This is a genomic window from Kitasatospora gansuensis (assembly GCF_014203705.1).
Classification (GTDB): domain Bacteria; phylum Actinomycetota; class Actinomycetes; order Streptomycetales; family Streptomycetaceae; genus Kitasatospora; species Kitasatospora gansuensis.
The window spans coordinates 1,401,673-1,417,258 of sequence record NZ_JACHJR010000001.1 but is presented as its reverse complement, the minus strand read 5'-3'; the positions used below and the strand labels follow the sequence as shown (position 1 = coordinate 1,417,258).

Here is a 15,586-nt window from a genome sequence, read left to right as displayed (position 1 = left end):
GCCCCGGGGACTACTTGGGCGCGTCGACGCCGGCGGCCTTGGCGATGTCGCCGAGCATCTGCTCGGCGGCCTGGACGCCGATCCCGGACATCCAGGTCTCGTCCGGCACGTTGAAGACCTTGCTGTTCTTGACCGCGGTCAGGCCCTGCCAGACCGGGGTGGCCTGGACCTCGGCCTGCTTGGTCTTGGTCGGGTCGGTGGCGACCGTGACGAACACCAGGTCGGCGTCGGCCTGGTTGATCAGCTCGGGGCCGACCTCGAGCATCGCCTTGTCGACGTCCTGCGGGACCGGCCGGGCCAGCCCGGTGTCCTTCAGGACCACGCCGCTGAACGAGGCCTTGGCGTACAGCCGGGTCGGACCGGCCACGAAGCGGACCACCGAGACGGTCGGCACCTTGCCCGCGTTCTTCTCGGTGATGGTCTTGCCGAGCTGGGCGGCCTTGGTCTCGTACGCCTTCAGCGCCTTGGCGGCCTCGGCCTCCTTGCCCAGCGCCTGGGCGTGGATGGCCAGGTTCTCCTTCCACGGGAAGCCCGTGGTCTCGGTCATCACGGTCGGCGCGATCGCGTTGAGCTTGTCGTAGACCTTCTCGTGCCGGACCTTCGAGGTGAGGATCAGGTCGGGCTTGAGCGAGGCGATCAGCTCGAGGTTGGGCTCGGCGCTCGGGCCGACGTCCTTGGTGCCGTCCACCTTGCCCTTGAGGTAGGCCGGGAAGCCGCCCTCGGTCTTCAGGTGCGGGGCCACCGCGCCGACCGGGGTGATGCCCAGCAGGGTGACGTCGTCCAGCTCGCCGCTGTCCAGCACCACGACCTTCTTGGGCTGGGCCTTGATCTCCGCGGTGCCCATCGCGTGCTTGACGCTGCGCGGGAAGACCGCGGCGTCGGCGGCCTTCGAGCCCTCGGCCGGCTTGGCGTCGGAGGAGCTGCCGCTGCTGCCGCAGGCGGCCAGCGAGACGGCCAGGGCGGAGGCCAGCAGGACGGCGGGCAGTCTACGGAGGGTGGTGGGCTGAGACATGGTCAGGTCCTTGCTGTGTGGTGTGTGCAGGCAGGTTGGGGCGACCGGCGGCGGGACGGGCGCCCGGGCCGGAAGATCGTGAGGGAGGGAGGGAGGGAGGGAGGGAGGGAAGGTCAGGCGCGGGCCCGGCGGCTCCTGGCCCGGGGGACGACCAGCGGCGTGCCGGTCTCGGGGTCGGGGACCACCTGACAGGGGACCTGGAAGACGGCCTCCACCAGTTCGGCGGTGAGCACCTCGGCGGGCGGCCCGGCGGCGGCCAGCTTTCCGCCGTCGAGCACCACCAGGTGGTCCGCGTACCGGGCGGCCTGGCCCAGGTCGTGCAGCACCATCACCACGGTGCGCCCGGCCTGGTCGTGCAGGTCCGCGACCAGGTCGAGCACCTCCAGCTGGTGCCGCAGGTCGAGGAAGGTGGTCGGCTCGTCCAGCAGCAGCAGCTCGGTGTCCTGCGCCAGCGCCAGGGCTATCCAGGCGCGTTGGCGCTGGCCGCCGGAGAGCTGGTCGACCGGCCGGTCGCGCAGTTCGGCGGTGCCGGTGCGGGTCAGCGCCTCCTCCACGGCGGCCTGGTCGGCGGCCGACCAGGGGCTGAGCATCCGCTGGTGCGGGTAGCGGCCGAGCCGGACCAGCGACTCGACGGTGATCGCCTCCGGCGTGACCGGCTGCTGCGGCAGCAGGCCGAGCCGCTTGGCCAGCGCCCGGGCGGACATCCGGTGGATGTCGGAGCCGTCCAGGGTGACGGTGCCGGCGGCCGGGGCGAGCAGCCGGGTCAGGCCGCGCAGCAGGGTGGACTTGCCGCAGGCGTTCGGGCCGACGATCGCGGTCACCGAGCCGCCCGGCAGGGTCAGGTCGAGGCCGGCCACGATGGTGCGGTCGCCGTAGCGCAGGTCCAGGCCGGTGGCGGTGAGCTGATTGCCGGTCAGCTGCCCGGTGGTGGGGTGATCGGTGATGGTCACGACTCTCTCCTCTGGGGCGGCCGCCCCTGGCGGATCATCAGCACGAGCAGCCAGGGCGCGCCCAGGGTGGCGGTGACGGCGCCCACCGGCAGGCCGTGGATCGGCAGCAGGTTCAGTACGGCGTAGTCGGAGCCGAGCAGCAGCAGGGCGCCGGTGAGCGCGGTCAGCGCGAGGGTGGCCGGGGTGGGCGGTCCGGCCAGCAGCCGGACCAGGTGCGGTACGGCCAGCGCGACGAAGGCGACCGGGCCGCACAGCGCGGCGGCCATCGAGGCCAGTACCACGGCGAGCAGCAGCAGGCCGAGCCTGGAGCGGTTCGGGTCGAGGCCGAGACCACCCGCCGAGTCGTCGCCGAGGTCCAGCACCGCGACCCGGCGGTACAGCAGGAAGACCAGCAGCGAGGTCAGCAGGATGGCGGTGCCGCCGATCCTGACCTCGTCCCAACTCCGGCCGTAGAGCGAGCCGGTGGTCCACTGGAGCGCGGAGGCGGCGAGTTCGGCCGGGAACCGGACGATCATCAGGTTGACCGCCGCCGCCAGTCCGGACTGCACGGCCAGGCCGACCAGCACCAGCCGGTTGACGGCCATCCGGGAGCGCCAGGCGAAGGCGCCCAGCAGCACCGCGGCCAGCGTCCCGCCGCCGAGCGCGGCCAGCGGGATGAACGCCTGGCTCGCGCCGAGCGCCAGCATCAGCACCGCGCCGAACGAGGCGCCGCCGGTCACCCCGACCACGTCGGGGGAGGCCAGCGGGTTGCGGAACAGCCGCTGGAGCAGGGTGCCGGCCACCGCGAGCCCGGCCCCGGCGATCAGCGCCGAGACCACCCGGGGCGCGCGGAACTCCTGCACCACCAGGACGTTGCCCGGATCGCCGAGGCCGACCAGCGCGCGCAGCGCGTCCAGCAGCGGCAGTTTGAGCTGACCGGTGCTCAGGGCGAGTCCGGTGAGCAGCACCAGAGCGAGGGTCAGACCGAGGCCGAGCAGCAGCGAACGGCGGCGCTGCCGGGCGATCGCACCGGCCCTGGGACGGAGGCCGGTGACCGGCAGGACGGCGGTCACCGGGCGGCCTTCCGGGCCAGCAGGGCGAGCATCGGGGCGCCGAGGAAGGCGGTGACGATGCCGACCTCGATCTCGGAAGGCCGGACCACCAGCCGCCCGAGCACGTCGGCGGCCAGCAGCAGCACCGCGCCGCCGAGCAGGCAGCCCGGGATCAGCCAGCGGTGGTCGTTGCCGAGCAGCGGGCGGACCAGGTGCGGGGCGGCCAGCCCGACGAAGGCGATCGGCCCGGCCACCGCGACCGCACCGGCGGCCAGCAGCACCACCGCGAGCCCGCCGACCAGCCGGATCCGGGCCACCGGCACGCCGAGCGCCTGGGCGGTCTCGTCGCCGAGCGCCAGCGCGTTCAGCGCGGGGGAGACCAGCAGCGCGATCAGCAGGCCGACCAGGATCAACGGCAGGACGGGGGTGAGGACTTCGAGGCTGCGGGTGCCGATCGAGCCGGCCAGCCAGAACCGGACCTCGTCCAGCGTGCGGTGGCTGGCCAGCATCACCGCGGAGGTCCAGGAGGTCAGCACGGCGGTCAGTACGGTGCCGCCGAGCGCGAGCCGGACCGGGTCGAGGTCGCCCGAACGGCGGGCCATCGCGTACGCCAAGACGGCGGCGGCCGCGGCGCCCGCCACGGCGAACCAGACGTACTGCAGCGGGTGGGTGAGACCGAAGGTGAAGATAGCCACCACCACCGCGAGGCTGGCGCCGGCGTTGATGCCCAGCGTGGTGGGCGCGGCGAGCGGGTTGCGGGTCACGCCCTGGGCGACCGCTCCGGCCACCCCGAGGGCGGCGCCGACGGTCACCCCGATGATCGTGCGCGGGACCCGAAGGCCCGTCACGACATCGGCGTCCCCGCCGGTCAGCCGCCCTGAGAGGGCGTCAAGAACGGTGGCCAACGGAATCGGCCGCGTTCCCAGCGCCAGGCTGAGCGCGACGCACAGCGCGAGCGCCGCGAGCCCGGCGAGCAGCAGCAAGGGCTGTCTGAGCGTCGCCGTGGTCCGCCGCGCCGGGGCTGTGGACTCCGGCAGTTCGGTGGTAAGCACGAGGCTGGAGTTTAGGTTAGGTTTCCCTAAGTTCTCAAGTCGCGCTCCATGGCGAGCGAAAATTTCCCAGCTGGCTATAAGGTGAGCCTCACCTTAATCGATCTAGAGATGCGGGGTGTCCCGGATGACGGCCGTCATGGTCTCGCCGGACGAGCGGTTGGCCGAAACGTATCGGTCGGTGATCAGCACCTGCGGCACGCTCCGCGTCTCCCTGCTGAGCCCGTCGCAGAGCGGGCCGACGCCCGGTCAGGGCTGGCTGCGGCTCACCGAACTGACCTCGGGTGTGGACGCGCTGGTGGCCGCCGAGGCCGCCAGGATCGAGGCCGAGCACGGCGCCGCGCCGCGCACCCACGTGGCGGCCTCCCGGCTGCTGCACCACTATCTGTGGTCGGCGGGGCTGCTGTTCGGCGGCCCCTGGTACCTGACCGGCGAGCTGCCGGTGCTCGGGCCCGAGGACATCTGGATCGAGACCGCCACCGGCGATCTACTGGTCCGCCCCGGCGGCTCGGCCCCGGCCGACGAGGCCGGACTGCGGGCGGCCGTGGCGGCCCACGTCGAGCCGGTGCTGAGTGCGTTTCAGCCAATCGTGAAGCGCGGACCCCGGGCGCTCTGGGGCATGGTGACGGACGATCTGGTCTCCGGGATCTGGTATCTCGGCCGGATGCGCGGCGAGGAGGAGTACGCCGTCCGGGTGGCCGAAGCCGTCCTTCCGGGTGACACCGCCCCGTTCCCCGGCGCCGCCGACTTCCGCCGGCTGGCCGGCACCGAGGGCCGCAGCCATCTGACCAGGACCAGGCTCGGCTGCTGCCTGTACTACGCGGTCAAGCCGCCGGAGGCCTGCGTCACCTGCCCGCGCACTTGCGACGCCGACCGGGTCCGCAAGCTGGAGGCCTGACGGCCGGTCAGCTCGCGGGCGCCGACTCGAGCACCCCGGCCGTCCGCCGGTAGCGTCGGGAGGTGGCGGTGGTCCCGGCCAGGGTGAGCGCGGCCAGTGCGGCCGTGCAGGTGATCCAGAACGGCGCGGTGGTGCCGTGCCGCTCGGCCAGCAGGCCCGCCAGCAGGGTGCCGCCCGCTTGGGCCAGCGTGATGCTGGAGACCAGGGCGGCCATCGCCTCGCCCAACCGGGCGGCCGGGACGGTCCGTTCGACCAGTCCGAACATCGTGATCATCTGCGGTGCGACCGCCAGCCCGAGGCCGCCGATGGCCAGCGCCAGGCCGCCGACGCTGCCGACCGCGAGCAGCGGCAGCGAGACCGCTAGCAGCAGCCCGGTGCCCACCCGCAGCCGCAGCGGTAGGTCCCAGCGGGCCGGCAGCGCGACGGTGGCCAGCCCGGCCAGCGCGCTGGTGCCGCCCATCAGTCCGTAGATCAGCCCCGCCGCGCCCGGCTGCCCGAGCGCCTCGGTGGTCGCGGTCACCCCGACCTGGACCGAGCCGAAGCAGGTGCCGAGCAGCGCCATCCCGGCCAGCAGCAACAGGTACGGGGTGGTCAACAGCCTTCCAGCACCGCGCTGTTGGACGGGATTGCCCGGGGCGGCGGTCGGGTGCAGTGCGAACAGCGTGGCGCAGACCGCGACCAGCCCGGCGCCCAGCAGCAGCCCGGCGGCCGGGTCCACCAGGGCGGCCAGCAGGCCGATCACGGCCGGGCCCGCGGTGAACGAGATCTCGTCGACGGTGCCGTCCAGCGAGAGCGTGGCGGAGGTCAACTCGGCGTCGCCGCCCGCGAGTCGGACCCACCGGCTGCGGGAGAGCGGCCCGACCAGCGGGACGGACAGGCCGATCAGGCCGGCCGCAGCCAGCTGCTCGGGCAGCGGACGCCCGGCCTCCGAGGCGGCCACCAGGGCCAGGATGGCCACCGTGTTGACGGCGGCGGTCAGCAGGCCGATCCGCCGCTGCCCGTGCCGGTCGGCGAGCCGTCCGACCAGTGGGCCGCCGACCGCCTGACCGATCGCCAGCAGCCCGGTGGCGGCCGAACCGCGCCAGACGCTGCCGGAGTTGTGGGTGACCAGCAGCAGTGCCCCGATCGGGCACATCGCGTTGGGCAGCCGCCCGAGCGCGGACCAGAGCAGCACCCGGCCGCCGGTCAGTCGGGCGGCGGTCCCGAAGGCGGCGAACACGGCCATGGCGGTCTCCCGTACGGGCCGGGCTCGGGGCGCCCGCCTCCCGTCCACCGGCCCTGACAGGTGATCATCCCGCGGGTGAATCATGACCGTACGGTGTGCGCGGCGCCCGCCGGAAGGGTGGCTTCGCCCAGGGTGGCGGCGCGGTCACGGTGCGACACCTGTAGGACCGCCCAATGCGCCGCGCCCTCCTGATGGACCGTCATCAGGAGGGCGCGGCGGGTGGTGCGGTGCCGAGACGAGACCCCTCACGCTTCGACTTAGGTAAGGCTAACCTGACATCTGAGGGAGTGCAAGGGATCAGAGGTGCTGTTCCAGGACGGCCCGGTACTCGGCGGCCACCCGCCGGTCCATCGCCAGCGTGAACTGTGCGTCGGCCACCGTCCGGGCCAGCGGCCTGAGTCGGTGCACCTGCTCGGTCAGCCGGGCGGCCTCACTCGGCGTCAGTTCCTCGGCCCGCTCCAGCGCGCCGAGCAGCTGATCGCGGATCAGCGAGGTGAAGACCTCGGCGACCGAGTCCGCGTACTCCTGCGCCTTGCGGCTGGCGGACAGCACCGCGCCGAGCGGGATGCCCTCGGCCACCAGGGCGGTGGTGGCGTCCATCAGCCGGCGGCTGACGTGGGTGATGCCGTCCTCCTCGACCGTGATGTAGCCCTGGTCGATCGACTCGGCGGTGTTGCGGTCGGTGAGCTGGTCGCCGAAGGCGGTCTCCAGTTCGGCCCAGCTCAGGTGCACCGGGGTCTCGTCCGACCAGGGGGCGGTGATGGCGGCCTTCAGGCCGATCAGCCCGGCCACGTCCTGCCCGTTCTCGCCGGCGCCGATCAGCTCGGTGATGCCGCCCAGGGTGTGCCCGCGCTCCAGCAGCTCGCCGATCATCCGCAGCCGGGTCAGGTGCCGCTCCCCGTACCAGGCGATCCGGCCCTCCCGGCGGGGCGGCTGGAGCAGCTTGCGCTCGCGGTAGAAGCGCAGCGTCCGGGTACTGATCCCGGCCGCCTCGGCCAGCTCCTCGACCCGGTACTCCCGGTGCTCCTCGATCTCCACGGCGCCCAGCATAGGGCGGAGGGCCGAAGAACCGGCTCGGTCGGGCTTCTTCCACTCGGTGTCAGTAGGAGCTACCCTGCCAATCGTGCCAGCAATCACTGGCGCGGTTCTAATGGACAGGGACCAGCCCCAGGAGGCCGACGCATGGCAGCCAGCCCCAAGCGCACCAAGCAGCGCCCGACCGAGCAGACCCCGCACGTCCGGGTCGCCGTGGTCGGATCCGGATTCGGCGGCCTCGGCGCCGGGGTCCGGCTGCGCCGGGCCGGGATCACCGACTTCGTGATCCTGGAGCGGGCCGACTCGGTCGGCGGGACCTGGCGGGACAACAGCTACCCGGGCTGCGCCTGCGACGTCCCCTCGCACCTCTACTCCTTCTCCTTCGCGCCCAACCCGGACTGGCCGCGCAGCTTCTCCGGCCAGCCGGACATCCGGGCCTACCTGGAGCGGGTCACCGACACCTTCGGGCTCCGGCCGCACCTGCGGTTCAACGCCGAGGTCACCGAGCTGCGCTGGGAGCAGGAGCAGACCCGCTGGCGGATCACCACCGCCGCCGGCACCTGGACCGCCGACGCCGTCGTCTCCGCCTCCGGGCCGCTGGCCGACCCGCAGATCCCCGAGCTGCCCGGACTGGCCGAGTTCCCCGGCAAGGTCTTCCACTCCTCGCGCTGGGACCACGACTACGACCTGACCGGCAAGCGGGTCGCGGTGGTCGGCACCGGCGCCTCGGCGGCCCAGATCATCCCGCAGATCCAGCCGAAGGTCGGCAAGCTGACGGTCTTCCAGCGCACCCCCGCCTGGGTGCTGCCGCGCCGCGACCGGGAGATCTCGGCCGCCGAGAAGTGGCTGCACGCCAAGCTGCCGCCCACCGGCGCGCTCCGCCGGGCCGCCCTGTTCGCGCTCCGCGAGGTGCAGGTGGACGCCTTCGTCCGGCGCCCCGGCACCCTCAAGCTGGTCGAGCAGCTGGCCGTCCACAACATCCACAAGGGCGTCGCCGACCCGGAGTTGCGGGCCCGGCTGACCCCGGACTACCGGATCGGCTGCAAGCGCATCCTGCTCAGCAACACCTACTACCCGGCGCTGGCCGCCGCCAACGCCGAGGTGGTCTCCGCCGGACTGGCCGAGCTGCGCGGCTCCACCCTGGTGGCCGCCGACGGCAGCGAGCACGAGGTGGACGCGATCGTCTTCGGCACCGGCTTCCACGTCACCGACATGCCGATCGCGCACCGGGTGTTCGGCATCGACGGGGTCAGCCTGGCCGAGGAGTGGAAGGACGGCATGGAGGCGCTGCGCGGCTCCACCGTGCGCGGCTTCCCGAACCTGTTCTTCGTGATCGGCCCGAACACCGGGCTCGGCAACAGCTCGATGATCCTGATGATCGAGTCCCAACTGAACTACCTGATCGACGCGTTGACCACCCTGTCGGCGCTCGGCGGGGCCGCCCTGCAGCCCACCGCCCGGGCCCAGCGGCAGTGGAATCTCGAACTCCAGCACAAGATGAGCCGCACCGTCTGGTCCACCGGCGGCTGCCGGAGCTGGTACCAGGACGAGGGTGGCAAGAACACCGTGCTCTGGCCCGCCTCCACCAGCAGCTTCCGCCGCGCCACCCGCAAGCTCGACCTGGCCGAGTACGAGGTCATCCGCCAGACCGCCCCCGTCGCCGAGGAGGCGCTGGTATGAGCACGGCCACCCTGCCCGCCGACTGTGTCCTGCCCGCCGCCGAGCAGGAGTACCGGATCCGCTCGGCCGACGGCCACTGGATCCACGCCGCCGCGTACGGCCCCGAGGGCGCGCCGCTGGTGGTGCTCGCCCACGGCTGGACCTGCTCCACCCGGTTCTGGGCCCCCGTCATCCACCAACTCCTGCCCGACCACCGGGTGGTGGCGTACGATCAGCGCGGCCACGGCCGCAGCGACATACCGGCCACCCCGGCCGGGTACTCCACGGTGAAGCTGGCCGACGACCTGGAGGCGGTGCTCGGCCACGTCGTCCCGGCCGGCGCCCGGGCCGTGCTGGCCGGGCACAGCATGGGCGGTATGACCATCATGGCCGCCGCCGACCGGGCCGAGGTGGCCGACCGGACCGCCGCCACGGTCCTGGTCAGCACCGGACCCGGCGACCTGCTGGCCGAGCTGAACGTGCTGCCCGCCGCCGTCCGCGGTGGCCTGCGCCGGTTCCTCGGGCGGCAGTTGCTCCAGTCCAGGCTGCCGCTCGGCCCGGTCACCCCGGTCACCCGGGCCGCCCTCAAGTACGCCACCATGGGCCCGGCCACCCCCGCCGACCGGGTGGAGGCCAACGTCCGGATCGTGCACGCCTGCCCCGCCGGGGTGCGGTACGGGTGGTCCCGGGTGCTCGGCACCCTCGACCTGTACGACCGGCTGGCCAAGCTGGCCGCCCCCACCGCCGTGGTGGTCGGCACCCACGACCGGCTGACCCCGCCGGTGCACTCGCACCGGATGCTCGCCGCACTGCCCGCACCCGAGGGCCTGCTCGAACTGCCCGGCGTCGGCCACATGTCCCCGGTCGAGCGCCCCGCCGAGGTGGCGGGCGAGATCCGCCGACTCGTCGACTCGTACCTGCTCACGACTCGGAAGGTGGCCGAATGAGCCCGCAGCTGGCCGGTCAGGTCGTCGTCGTCACCGGAGCCGCCCGGGGCGTCGGCGCCCTGACGGCCCGTAAGCTCGCCCAGCGCGGCGCCCGGGTCGCGCTGGTCGGCCTGGAGCCGGCCGAACTGAAGGAGGTCGCCGCCCAGTGCGGTCCGGAGGCCACGTCCTGGGAGGCCGACGTCACCGACCTGGCGGCGCTGCGCGTCGTCGCGCGGGCGATCCAGGACCGGTACGGCAGGATCGACACCGTGATCGCCAACGCCGGGATCGCCCTCGGCGGGCCGCTGCTGGACAGCGACCCGGACGCCTTCGACCGGGTGATCCAGGTCAACCTGCTCGGCAGCGTCGCCACCGCCCGGGCCTTCCTGCCCGCGCTCACCGAGAGCCGGGGCTACCTGCTGCAGATCGCCTCGCTGGCCGCGCTCACCCCCGCCCCGCTGATGGCCGCGTACTGCGCGAGCAAGGCCGGGGTCGAGGCCTTCGCCCACTCGCTCCGCGCCGAGGTGGCCCACCAGGGGGTCAAGGTCGGGGTGGGGTACCTGAGTTGGACCGACACCGACATGGTGCGCGGCGCCGACCAGGACGCCGTGCTGCGGCAGATGCGGGCCCGGCTGCCCTGGCCCGCGAACAAGACCTACCCGCTGCCGCCCGCCGTCGACCGGCTGGTCGCGGGCATCGCCCGCCGGTCCGCCCACGTCTACGCCCAGCCCTGGCTGCGCGGCATGCAGCCGGTCCGCTGGCTGCTGCCGAGCCTGATCGCGACCGTCGGAGCGCGCGACGTGGCCAAGCTGGCACCGCAGTTGAAGGCCACCGCGGGCTCCCGGCTGCGCCCGGTCGGCGCGGGCGGCGAGGCCGACACGACGGCTCGCGCCACGTCCTGACGGCTGACGGTTGACGCACCGAAGCCCCGGCGGGTGAACCACCCGCCGGGGCTTCGGAGTCGGAGCTGAGGAACCGTCAGGCGAGGGTCGCCAGCGCCTCGTTGAGGGTCGCCGACGGCCGCATGATGGCGGCGGCCTTGGCGGCGTCGGGCTGGTAGTAGCCACCGATGTCGGCGGGCGAACCCTGCACGGCGATCAGCTCGGCCACGATGGTCTGCTCCTGCTCGGCCAGGGTCTTGGCCAGGCCCGCGAACGCCCCGGCCAGCTCGGCGTCGACGGTCTGGGCGGCCAGCTCCTGGGCCCAGTACAGGGCCAGGTAGAAGTGGCTGCCACGGTTGTCGATGCCACCGAGGCGGCGGCTCGGCGACTTGTCCTCGTTGAGGAAGGTGCCGGTGGCCCGGTCCAGGGTGTCGGCGAGCACCTGGGCGCTCGCGTTGCCGGTGGTCTGGGCCAGGTGCTCGAAGCTCGCGGCCAGCGCGAAGAACTCGCCCAGGCTGTCCCAGCGCAGGTAGTTCTCCTTGACCAGCTGCTGGACGTGCTTCGGGGCGGAGCCGCCCGCGCCGGTCTCGAACAGACCGCCACCGTTCATCAGCGGCACGACCGAGAGCATCTTGGCGCTGGTGCCCAGCTCCAGGATCGGGAACAGGTCGGTCAGGTAGTCGCGCAGCACGTTGCCGGTCACCGAGATGGTGTCCTCGCCGCGGCGGATCCGCTCCAGCGAGAACGCCGTGGCCTCGACCGGGGCGAGGATCTCGATCTGCAGACCCTCGGTGTCGTGCTCCGGCAGGTACTGCTTGACCTTCTCGATCAGCACCGCGTCGTGGGCGCGGGTGGCGTCCAGCCAGAACACGGCCGGGTTGCCGGTGGCGCGGGCCCGGGTGACGGCCAGCTTGACCCAGTCCTGGATCGGCAGGTCCTTGGTCTGGCAGGAACGGAAGATGTCCCCGGCCTCCACGGCCTGCTCCAGCACGACCTCGCCACTGGCGTCGACCAGGCGGACGGTGCCGGCGGCGGCGATCTCGAAGGTCTTGTCGTGGCTGCCGTACTCCTCGGCCGCCTGCGCCATCAGACCGACGTTCGGGACCGAGCCCATGGTCGACGGGTCGAAGGCGCCGTGGGCGCGGCAGTCGTCGAGGACGGCCTGGTAGACACCGGAGTAGCTGCTGTCCGGCAGCACGGCCAGGGTGTCGGCCTCGGCGCCGTCCGGGCCCCACATGTGGCCGGAGGTGCGGATCATGGCCGGCATCGAGGCGTCGACGATCACGTCGCTCGGCACGTGCAGGTTGGTGATGCCCTTGTCCGAGTCGACCATCGCGAGCGCCGGGCCGTCGGCCAGCTCGGCGTCGAACGAGGCCTTGATCTCCGCTCCCTGGGGGAGCGCGGCCAGGCCGTCGAGGATGCCGCCGAGGCCGTTGTTCGGGCTCAGACCGGCGGCGGCCAGCACCTCGCCGTAGGCGGCGAAGGTCTTCGGGAAGAAAGCGCGGACCACGTGGCCGAAGATGATCGGGTCGGAGACCTTCATCATGGTGGCCTTGAGGTGCACCGAGAACAGCACGCCCTCGGCCTTGGCCTTGGCGACCTGGGCGGCCAGGAACTCGTTCAGCGCGGCGGCGCGCATGACCGAGGCGTCCACGACCTCGCCCGCGAGCACCGGCACCGACTCGCGCAGCACGGTGGTGGTGCCGTCGGCGGCGACGTGCTCGATCCGGAGCGCACCGGCCTCGGTGACCACGGCGGACTTCTCGGTGGAGCGGAAGTCGTTCGCGCCCATGGTGGCGACGTTGGTCCTGGAGTCGGCCGACCAGGCACCCATCCGGTGCGGGTGGGTCTTGGCGTAGTTCTTCACCGAGGCGGGGGCGCGGCGGTCGGAGTTGCCCTCGCGGAGCACCGGGTTGACGGCACTGCCCTTGATCTTGTCGTACCGGGCGCGGACGTCGCGGTCCTGGTCCGTCTTCGGGTCGTCCGGGTAGTCCGGCAGCGCGTAGCCCTGCGCCTGCAGCTCGGCCACGGCAGCCTTCAGCTGCGGGATCGAGGCCGAGACGTTCGGCAGCTTGATGATGTTGGCGCCCGGGGTCTTGGCGAGCTCACCGAGCTCGGCGAGGGCGTCGGCGATCCGCTGACCCTCCTCGAGGAACTCGGGGAAGCTCGCGATGATGCGCCCGGCCAGGGAGATGTCGCGCGTCTCCACACTGACGCCCGCAGTCGAGGCGTAGGCCTGGATCACCGGCAGGAGCGAATACGTCGCCAGTGCCGGGGCCTCGTCGGTGTGCGTATAGATGATGGTCGAGTCAGTCACCGGTGCTCCGCTCCATGTCTACTAACGTCTTGATATCAAGATATCTCGTCTTCGCCCCTGCTCGACACCAACCCCCTCCTCGGAGTGAGGGCCGGCAGGGTGTCGTACGCCGTCTGGACGAAGCGGCTGCCGAGGAACGGTCCGGTGTTGGCGAGGGCGGCCAGTGCGGTGCCGCGTTCGGGGTCGAAGCCGACGAAGGCGGTGCAGCCCCGGGTGCCGCCGGAGTGGAAGTAGGTGGTGCGGCGCAGGCTCCAGGCCAGCGGGAGGCGGACCGTCCGCAGGGCCGGGGTGGCCGGGTCGAGGTGGGCGGTCAGGTAGCGGAGCAGGTCCCGGCCGGTGGAGCGGAGCGCGCCGGCCGCGGGCAGGCCGGGGATCCGCCAGGGCGGCAGCGGGCGGCCCCGCCGGTGGCCGAGCGCCCGGCCCGGGGCCTGCTCGGCGCAGTCGGTCGCGGTCAGCCCGAGCGGTGCGCAGACCAGCTCGGCGAGCAGCTCCGGGTACGGCGTCCCGGTGCGCTCGGCCAGTGCGCGGCCGAGCAGGGCCACCCCGAAGTTGGAGTAGCGGACCCGGCCGGGCGACCGGGGCCTGACCGGGGCGGCCAGCAGCCGGTCGTCGTCGAAGGCGGCGTACGGGTTGCGGTACCACTGCGGGAGGGCCGAGCGGAGCAGGCCGGGTGGCAGTCGGGGCAACCCGGCGGTGTGGGTGGCCAGTTGGTGCAGGGTGCAGTCGGCGGTGCCGGGCAGGTGGGCGGAGAGCGGATCGTCCAGGGTGACCGCGCCCCGATCGGCCAGTTCGGCGAGCAGCAGCGCGGTGAAGGTCTTGGTGACCGAGCCGAGTTCGTAGCCGGTGTCCGCGGTGGTCTCCGGGCCGCCCGCGAACTCCCGTCCGTGGCACCGCACTTCACTGCCCTCGCCGGAGACGGTGACCAGTGTGACGGCGGTCGCGCCCGGCACGGCGGCGACCAGTGCGGCGAGCGCCGCACCGCCGCCGCTGAGCGTCACGCAGCCACCGGCGGGGCGCCGAGGGCCCGGGCCAGGGTGACCGTCCCGGCGATCGCCGCGACCACCGCCGTGTGCTCGTGGTCCTTGAAGGCCCGCGCCGGGTCCTGGTCGACCGGCTCGGTGTCCCGGGGGGTCAGTCCGTCGGGGTGCTGGGCGCTGGCCAGCCGTTCCCAGGGGTCGAGGCCGCAGACCGGCTCGCCGGTGCAGGAGTCGACGATCAGCAGCTCGCCGACCAGGTCCCACTGGCCGACCTCCAGCCAGATGTCGGCCCAGACCGGCAGCCAGTCCCGCAGGTAGGAACGGAGCGGGGCCGGCAGGCCGTCCGGCCTGGCGCCCCAGTCGGTGAGGTGGAAGACGGTGTGGGTGAGGTCGTAGCCGGTGCTCCAGTCGATCGCCCAGGGCTCGGGGGTGGCGCCGAGCCAGGTCGCGGCGGCCAGCGCGGCCCAGTCCGGCCGGTGGTCCAGGCCGATCACCCGGCGGGCGTTGGCGACGGCCAGCCGTCGGTTGGGCACCAGCTCGGCGGCGTGGGTGGCCCGGAGCCGGGTGAGCGAGCCGAGCAGCTCGTCCAGCTGCCGGTGCCGGTAGCCGGACCGGGCGAAGGAGGCGTACGTCTCCAGCGGGTCGGTCAGGTTGGGGAAGCGCAACTGCCGTTCGTAGAGCAGGTTCCCGCTCTGCAGCTGGTGCCAGCAGAACTCGATCAGCTCGCCCGCCGCCGCCAGGTCGCGGGCACCCGCCACGCCGTCCCGCAGGACCAGCGAGGCGGCCAGCGCGGATTCGCCGAGCGGCTTGTAGGCGGTGTCCGGGTCGGAGAGGTCGATGGTGGTGTCCGGCGGCAGGCTGCCGTGGCCGGCCTGGTGGGCGCGGTGCAGCCAGTGCAGCGCGTTCGAGCCGAGCCGCTGGGCGGTGCCGAGCAGGCGGGTGTCGGGCGTCATCGCAGGCCCTCCGTCAACAGGAGCCCGGTGATGGCGAGTTCGAGTTCCGTCCGGCGGGATCCGTCGCCGACCAGGCGGAGTCGATCGAGCAGCGGCGGAAGTTCCAGTGGGACGGGCGTGCCGAGCCAGGCCAGCCAGCGGGTCAGCCGCAGCGCCGTCCGGTGGTCCCGGCGGAGCATCGCCCGGGTGGCGCCCCGGGCGAGCGCCAGTGGCCGGTGGCGGACGGCGCGGTGGACCGGTCCGTCGAGTCCGGGCAGGGCCAGCGGGGCGAGTTGGGCCATCCGTACCGACCAGCGCTGCCAGTGCTCCGGGTCGGGGGGCTGCGCGGGCTGCGGTGCGGCCCGGCCGGCCAGGAAGCCGGACACGTGGTCCAGCCAGGCCACCACCAGCGCGTCCTGTCCGACCGGCTCGGCCGGGTCGGGCGGGAAGGCCAGCAGGGCGGCGGCCAGCGAGGCGGTGGTGACGCTCTCCAGCGGTGCCCCGGTGAGGAGTTGGGCGGCGAACAGGTCGGGTCCGAGCACCCGGAGCGCGGCGAGCTCGGCGGTGCTGGTGGGGTCGGTGAGCGCGACCGCGCGCCCGCCGCCGGTGAGGGCGTCGAGGGCGCGGCCCGCCACCCGCTCGACCGCGGCGGCGTACTCGTCGCGCAGCGAGCTGTCGGTGACCGGCATGGCGG

General features: G+C 73.4%; 14 protein-coding genes. 4 read left to right on the top strand and 10 right to left on the bottom strand.

Translation table 11 applies throughout. The annotated features are described in order from the left end of the window. Nucleotides 1–10 precede the first annotated feature (10 nt). The 4 genes from F4556_RS06435 to F4556_RS06420 all read right to left on the bottom strand — a co-directional run bounded on the left by F4556_RS06435 (nucleotide 11) and on the right by F4556_RS06420 (nucleotide 4,030). A complete protein-coding gene (locus tag F4556_RS06435; RefSeq protein WP_184912376.1) occupies nucleotides 11–1,012 on the bottom strand; it encodes an ABC transporter substrate-binding protein in 1,002 nt (333 codons plus the stop codon). Nucleotides 1,013–1,125: 113 nt separating this feature from the next. Next, nucleotides 1,126–1,962 (bottom strand): ABC transporter ATP-binding protein, encoded by an 837-nt coding sequence (locus tag F4556_RS06430; RefSeq protein ID WP_376775663.1) that lies wholly within the window; start codon nucleotides 1,960–1,962, stop codon nucleotides 1,126–1,128. Then, nucleotides 1,959–3,014, bottom strand: a complete 1,056-nt coding sequence (locus tag F4556_RS06425) for a FecCD family ABC transporter permease (RefSeq protein ID WP_313068186.1) — start codon at nucleotides 3,012–3,014, stop codon at nucleotides 1,959–1,961. The genes F4556_RS06430 and F4556_RS06425 overlap by 4 nt, the downstream gene beginning before the upstream one ends. Then, complete coding sequence (locus F4556_RS06420) at nucleotides 3,011–4,030, bottom strand: FecCD family ABC transporter permease (RefSeq protein WP_221503964.1); 1,020 nt, start codon at nucleotides 4,028–4,030, stop codon at nucleotides 3,011–3,013. The genes F4556_RS06425 and F4556_RS06420 overlap by 4 nt, the downstream gene beginning before the upstream one ends. 139 nt (nucleotides 4,031–4,169) lie before the next feature. On the opposite strand from F4556_RS06420, the gene F4556_RS06415 reads away from it, so the two are divergent. After that, a complete protein-coding gene (locus tag F4556_RS06415; protein ID WP_184912374.1) occupies nucleotides 4,170–4,940 on the top strand; it encodes a (2Fe-2S)-binding protein in 771 nt (256 codons plus the stop codon). A gap of 7 nt (nucleotides 4,941–4,947) precedes the next feature. Here the strand turns inward: F4556_RS06415 and F4556_RS06410 are convergent, their stop codons facing one another. Both F4556_RS06410 and F4556_RS06405 read right to left on the bottom strand, forming a co-directional pair. Beyond that, the gene (locus F4556_RS06410; RefSeq protein WP_184912372.1) at nucleotides 4,948–6,165 is read right to left on the bottom strand and encodes an MFS transporter; all 1,218 of its coding nucleotides are present in this window, start codon (nucleotides 6,163–6,165) and stop codon (nucleotides 4,948–4,950) included. 297 nt (nucleotides 6,166–6,462) lie between these two features. Continuing rightward, nucleotides 6,463–7,203 (bottom strand): MerR family transcriptional regulator, encoded by a 741-nt coding sequence (locus tag F4556_RS06405; protein WP_313068185.1) that lies wholly within the window; start codon nucleotides 7,201–7,203, stop codon nucleotides 6,463–6,465. Between the two features lie 144 nt (nucleotides 7,204–7,347). On the opposite strand from F4556_RS06405, the gene F4556_RS06400 reads away from it, so the two are divergent. Genes F4556_RS06400 through F4556_RS06390 form a run of 3 tightly spaced genes read left to right on the top strand, consistent with a single transcriptional unit; the run spans nucleotide 7,348 to nucleotide 10,687 of the window. Beyond that, the gene (locus F4556_RS06400) at nucleotides 7,348–8,880 is read left to right on the top strand and encodes a flavin-containing monooxygenase (RefSeq protein ID WP_184912369.1); all 1,533 of its coding nucleotides are present in this window, start codon (nucleotides 7,348–7,350) and stop codon (nucleotides 8,878–8,880) included. Then, nucleotides 8,877–9,806 (top strand): alpha/beta fold hydrolase, encoded by a 930-nt coding sequence (locus F4556_RS06395; RefSeq protein WP_184912367.1) that lies wholly within the window; start codon nucleotides 8,877–8,879, stop codon nucleotides 9,804–9,806. The genes F4556_RS06400 and F4556_RS06395 overlap by 4 nt, the downstream gene beginning before the upstream one ends. Then, on the top strand, nucleotides 9,803–10,687 hold the full coding sequence (locus F4556_RS06390; RefSeq protein WP_184912365.1) for an SDR family oxidoreductase: 885 nt from the start codon (nucleotides 9,803–9,805) through the stop codon (nucleotides 10,685–10,687). Before F4556_RS06395 ends, F4556_RS06390 begins: the two co-directional genes overlap by 4 nt. A 76-nt stretch (nucleotides 10,688–10,763) precedes the next feature. Here the strand turns inward: F4556_RS06390 and F4556_RS06385 are convergent, their stop codons facing one another. The 4 genes from F4556_RS06385 to F4556_RS06370 are packed head-to-tail and all read right to left on the bottom strand — an operon-like array spanning nucleotide 10,764 to nucleotide 15,581. Next, complete coding sequence (locus F4556_RS06385; protein ID WP_184912363.1) at nucleotides 10,764–12,983, bottom strand: NADP-dependent isocitrate dehydrogenase; 2,220 nt, start codon at nucleotides 12,981–12,983, stop codon at nucleotides 10,764–10,766. A 35-nt stretch (nucleotides 12,984–13,018) separates the two neighbouring features. Continuing rightward, a complete protein-coding gene (locus F4556_RS06380; RefSeq protein WP_184912361.1) occupies nucleotides 13,019–13,981 on the bottom strand; it encodes a serine hydrolase domain-containing protein in 963 nt (320 codons plus the stop codon). Beyond that, on the bottom strand, nucleotides 13,978–14,913 hold the full coding sequence (locus F4556_RS06375) for a DUF6895 family protein (RefSeq protein ID WP_184912359.1): 936 nt from the start codon (nucleotides 14,911–14,913) through the stop codon (nucleotides 13,978–13,980). Before F4556_RS06375 ends, F4556_RS06380 begins: the two co-directional genes overlap by 4 nt. Continuing rightward, the gene (locus tag F4556_RS06370) at nucleotides 14,910–15,581 is read right to left on the bottom strand and encodes a hypothetical protein (RefSeq protein ID WP_184912357.1); all 672 of its coding nucleotides are present in this window, start codon (nucleotides 15,579–15,581) and stop codon (nucleotides 14,910–14,912) included. The genes F4556_RS06375 and F4556_RS06370 overlap by 4 nt, the downstream gene beginning before the upstream one ends. Nucleotides 15,582–15,586: the final 5 nt, after the last annotated feature.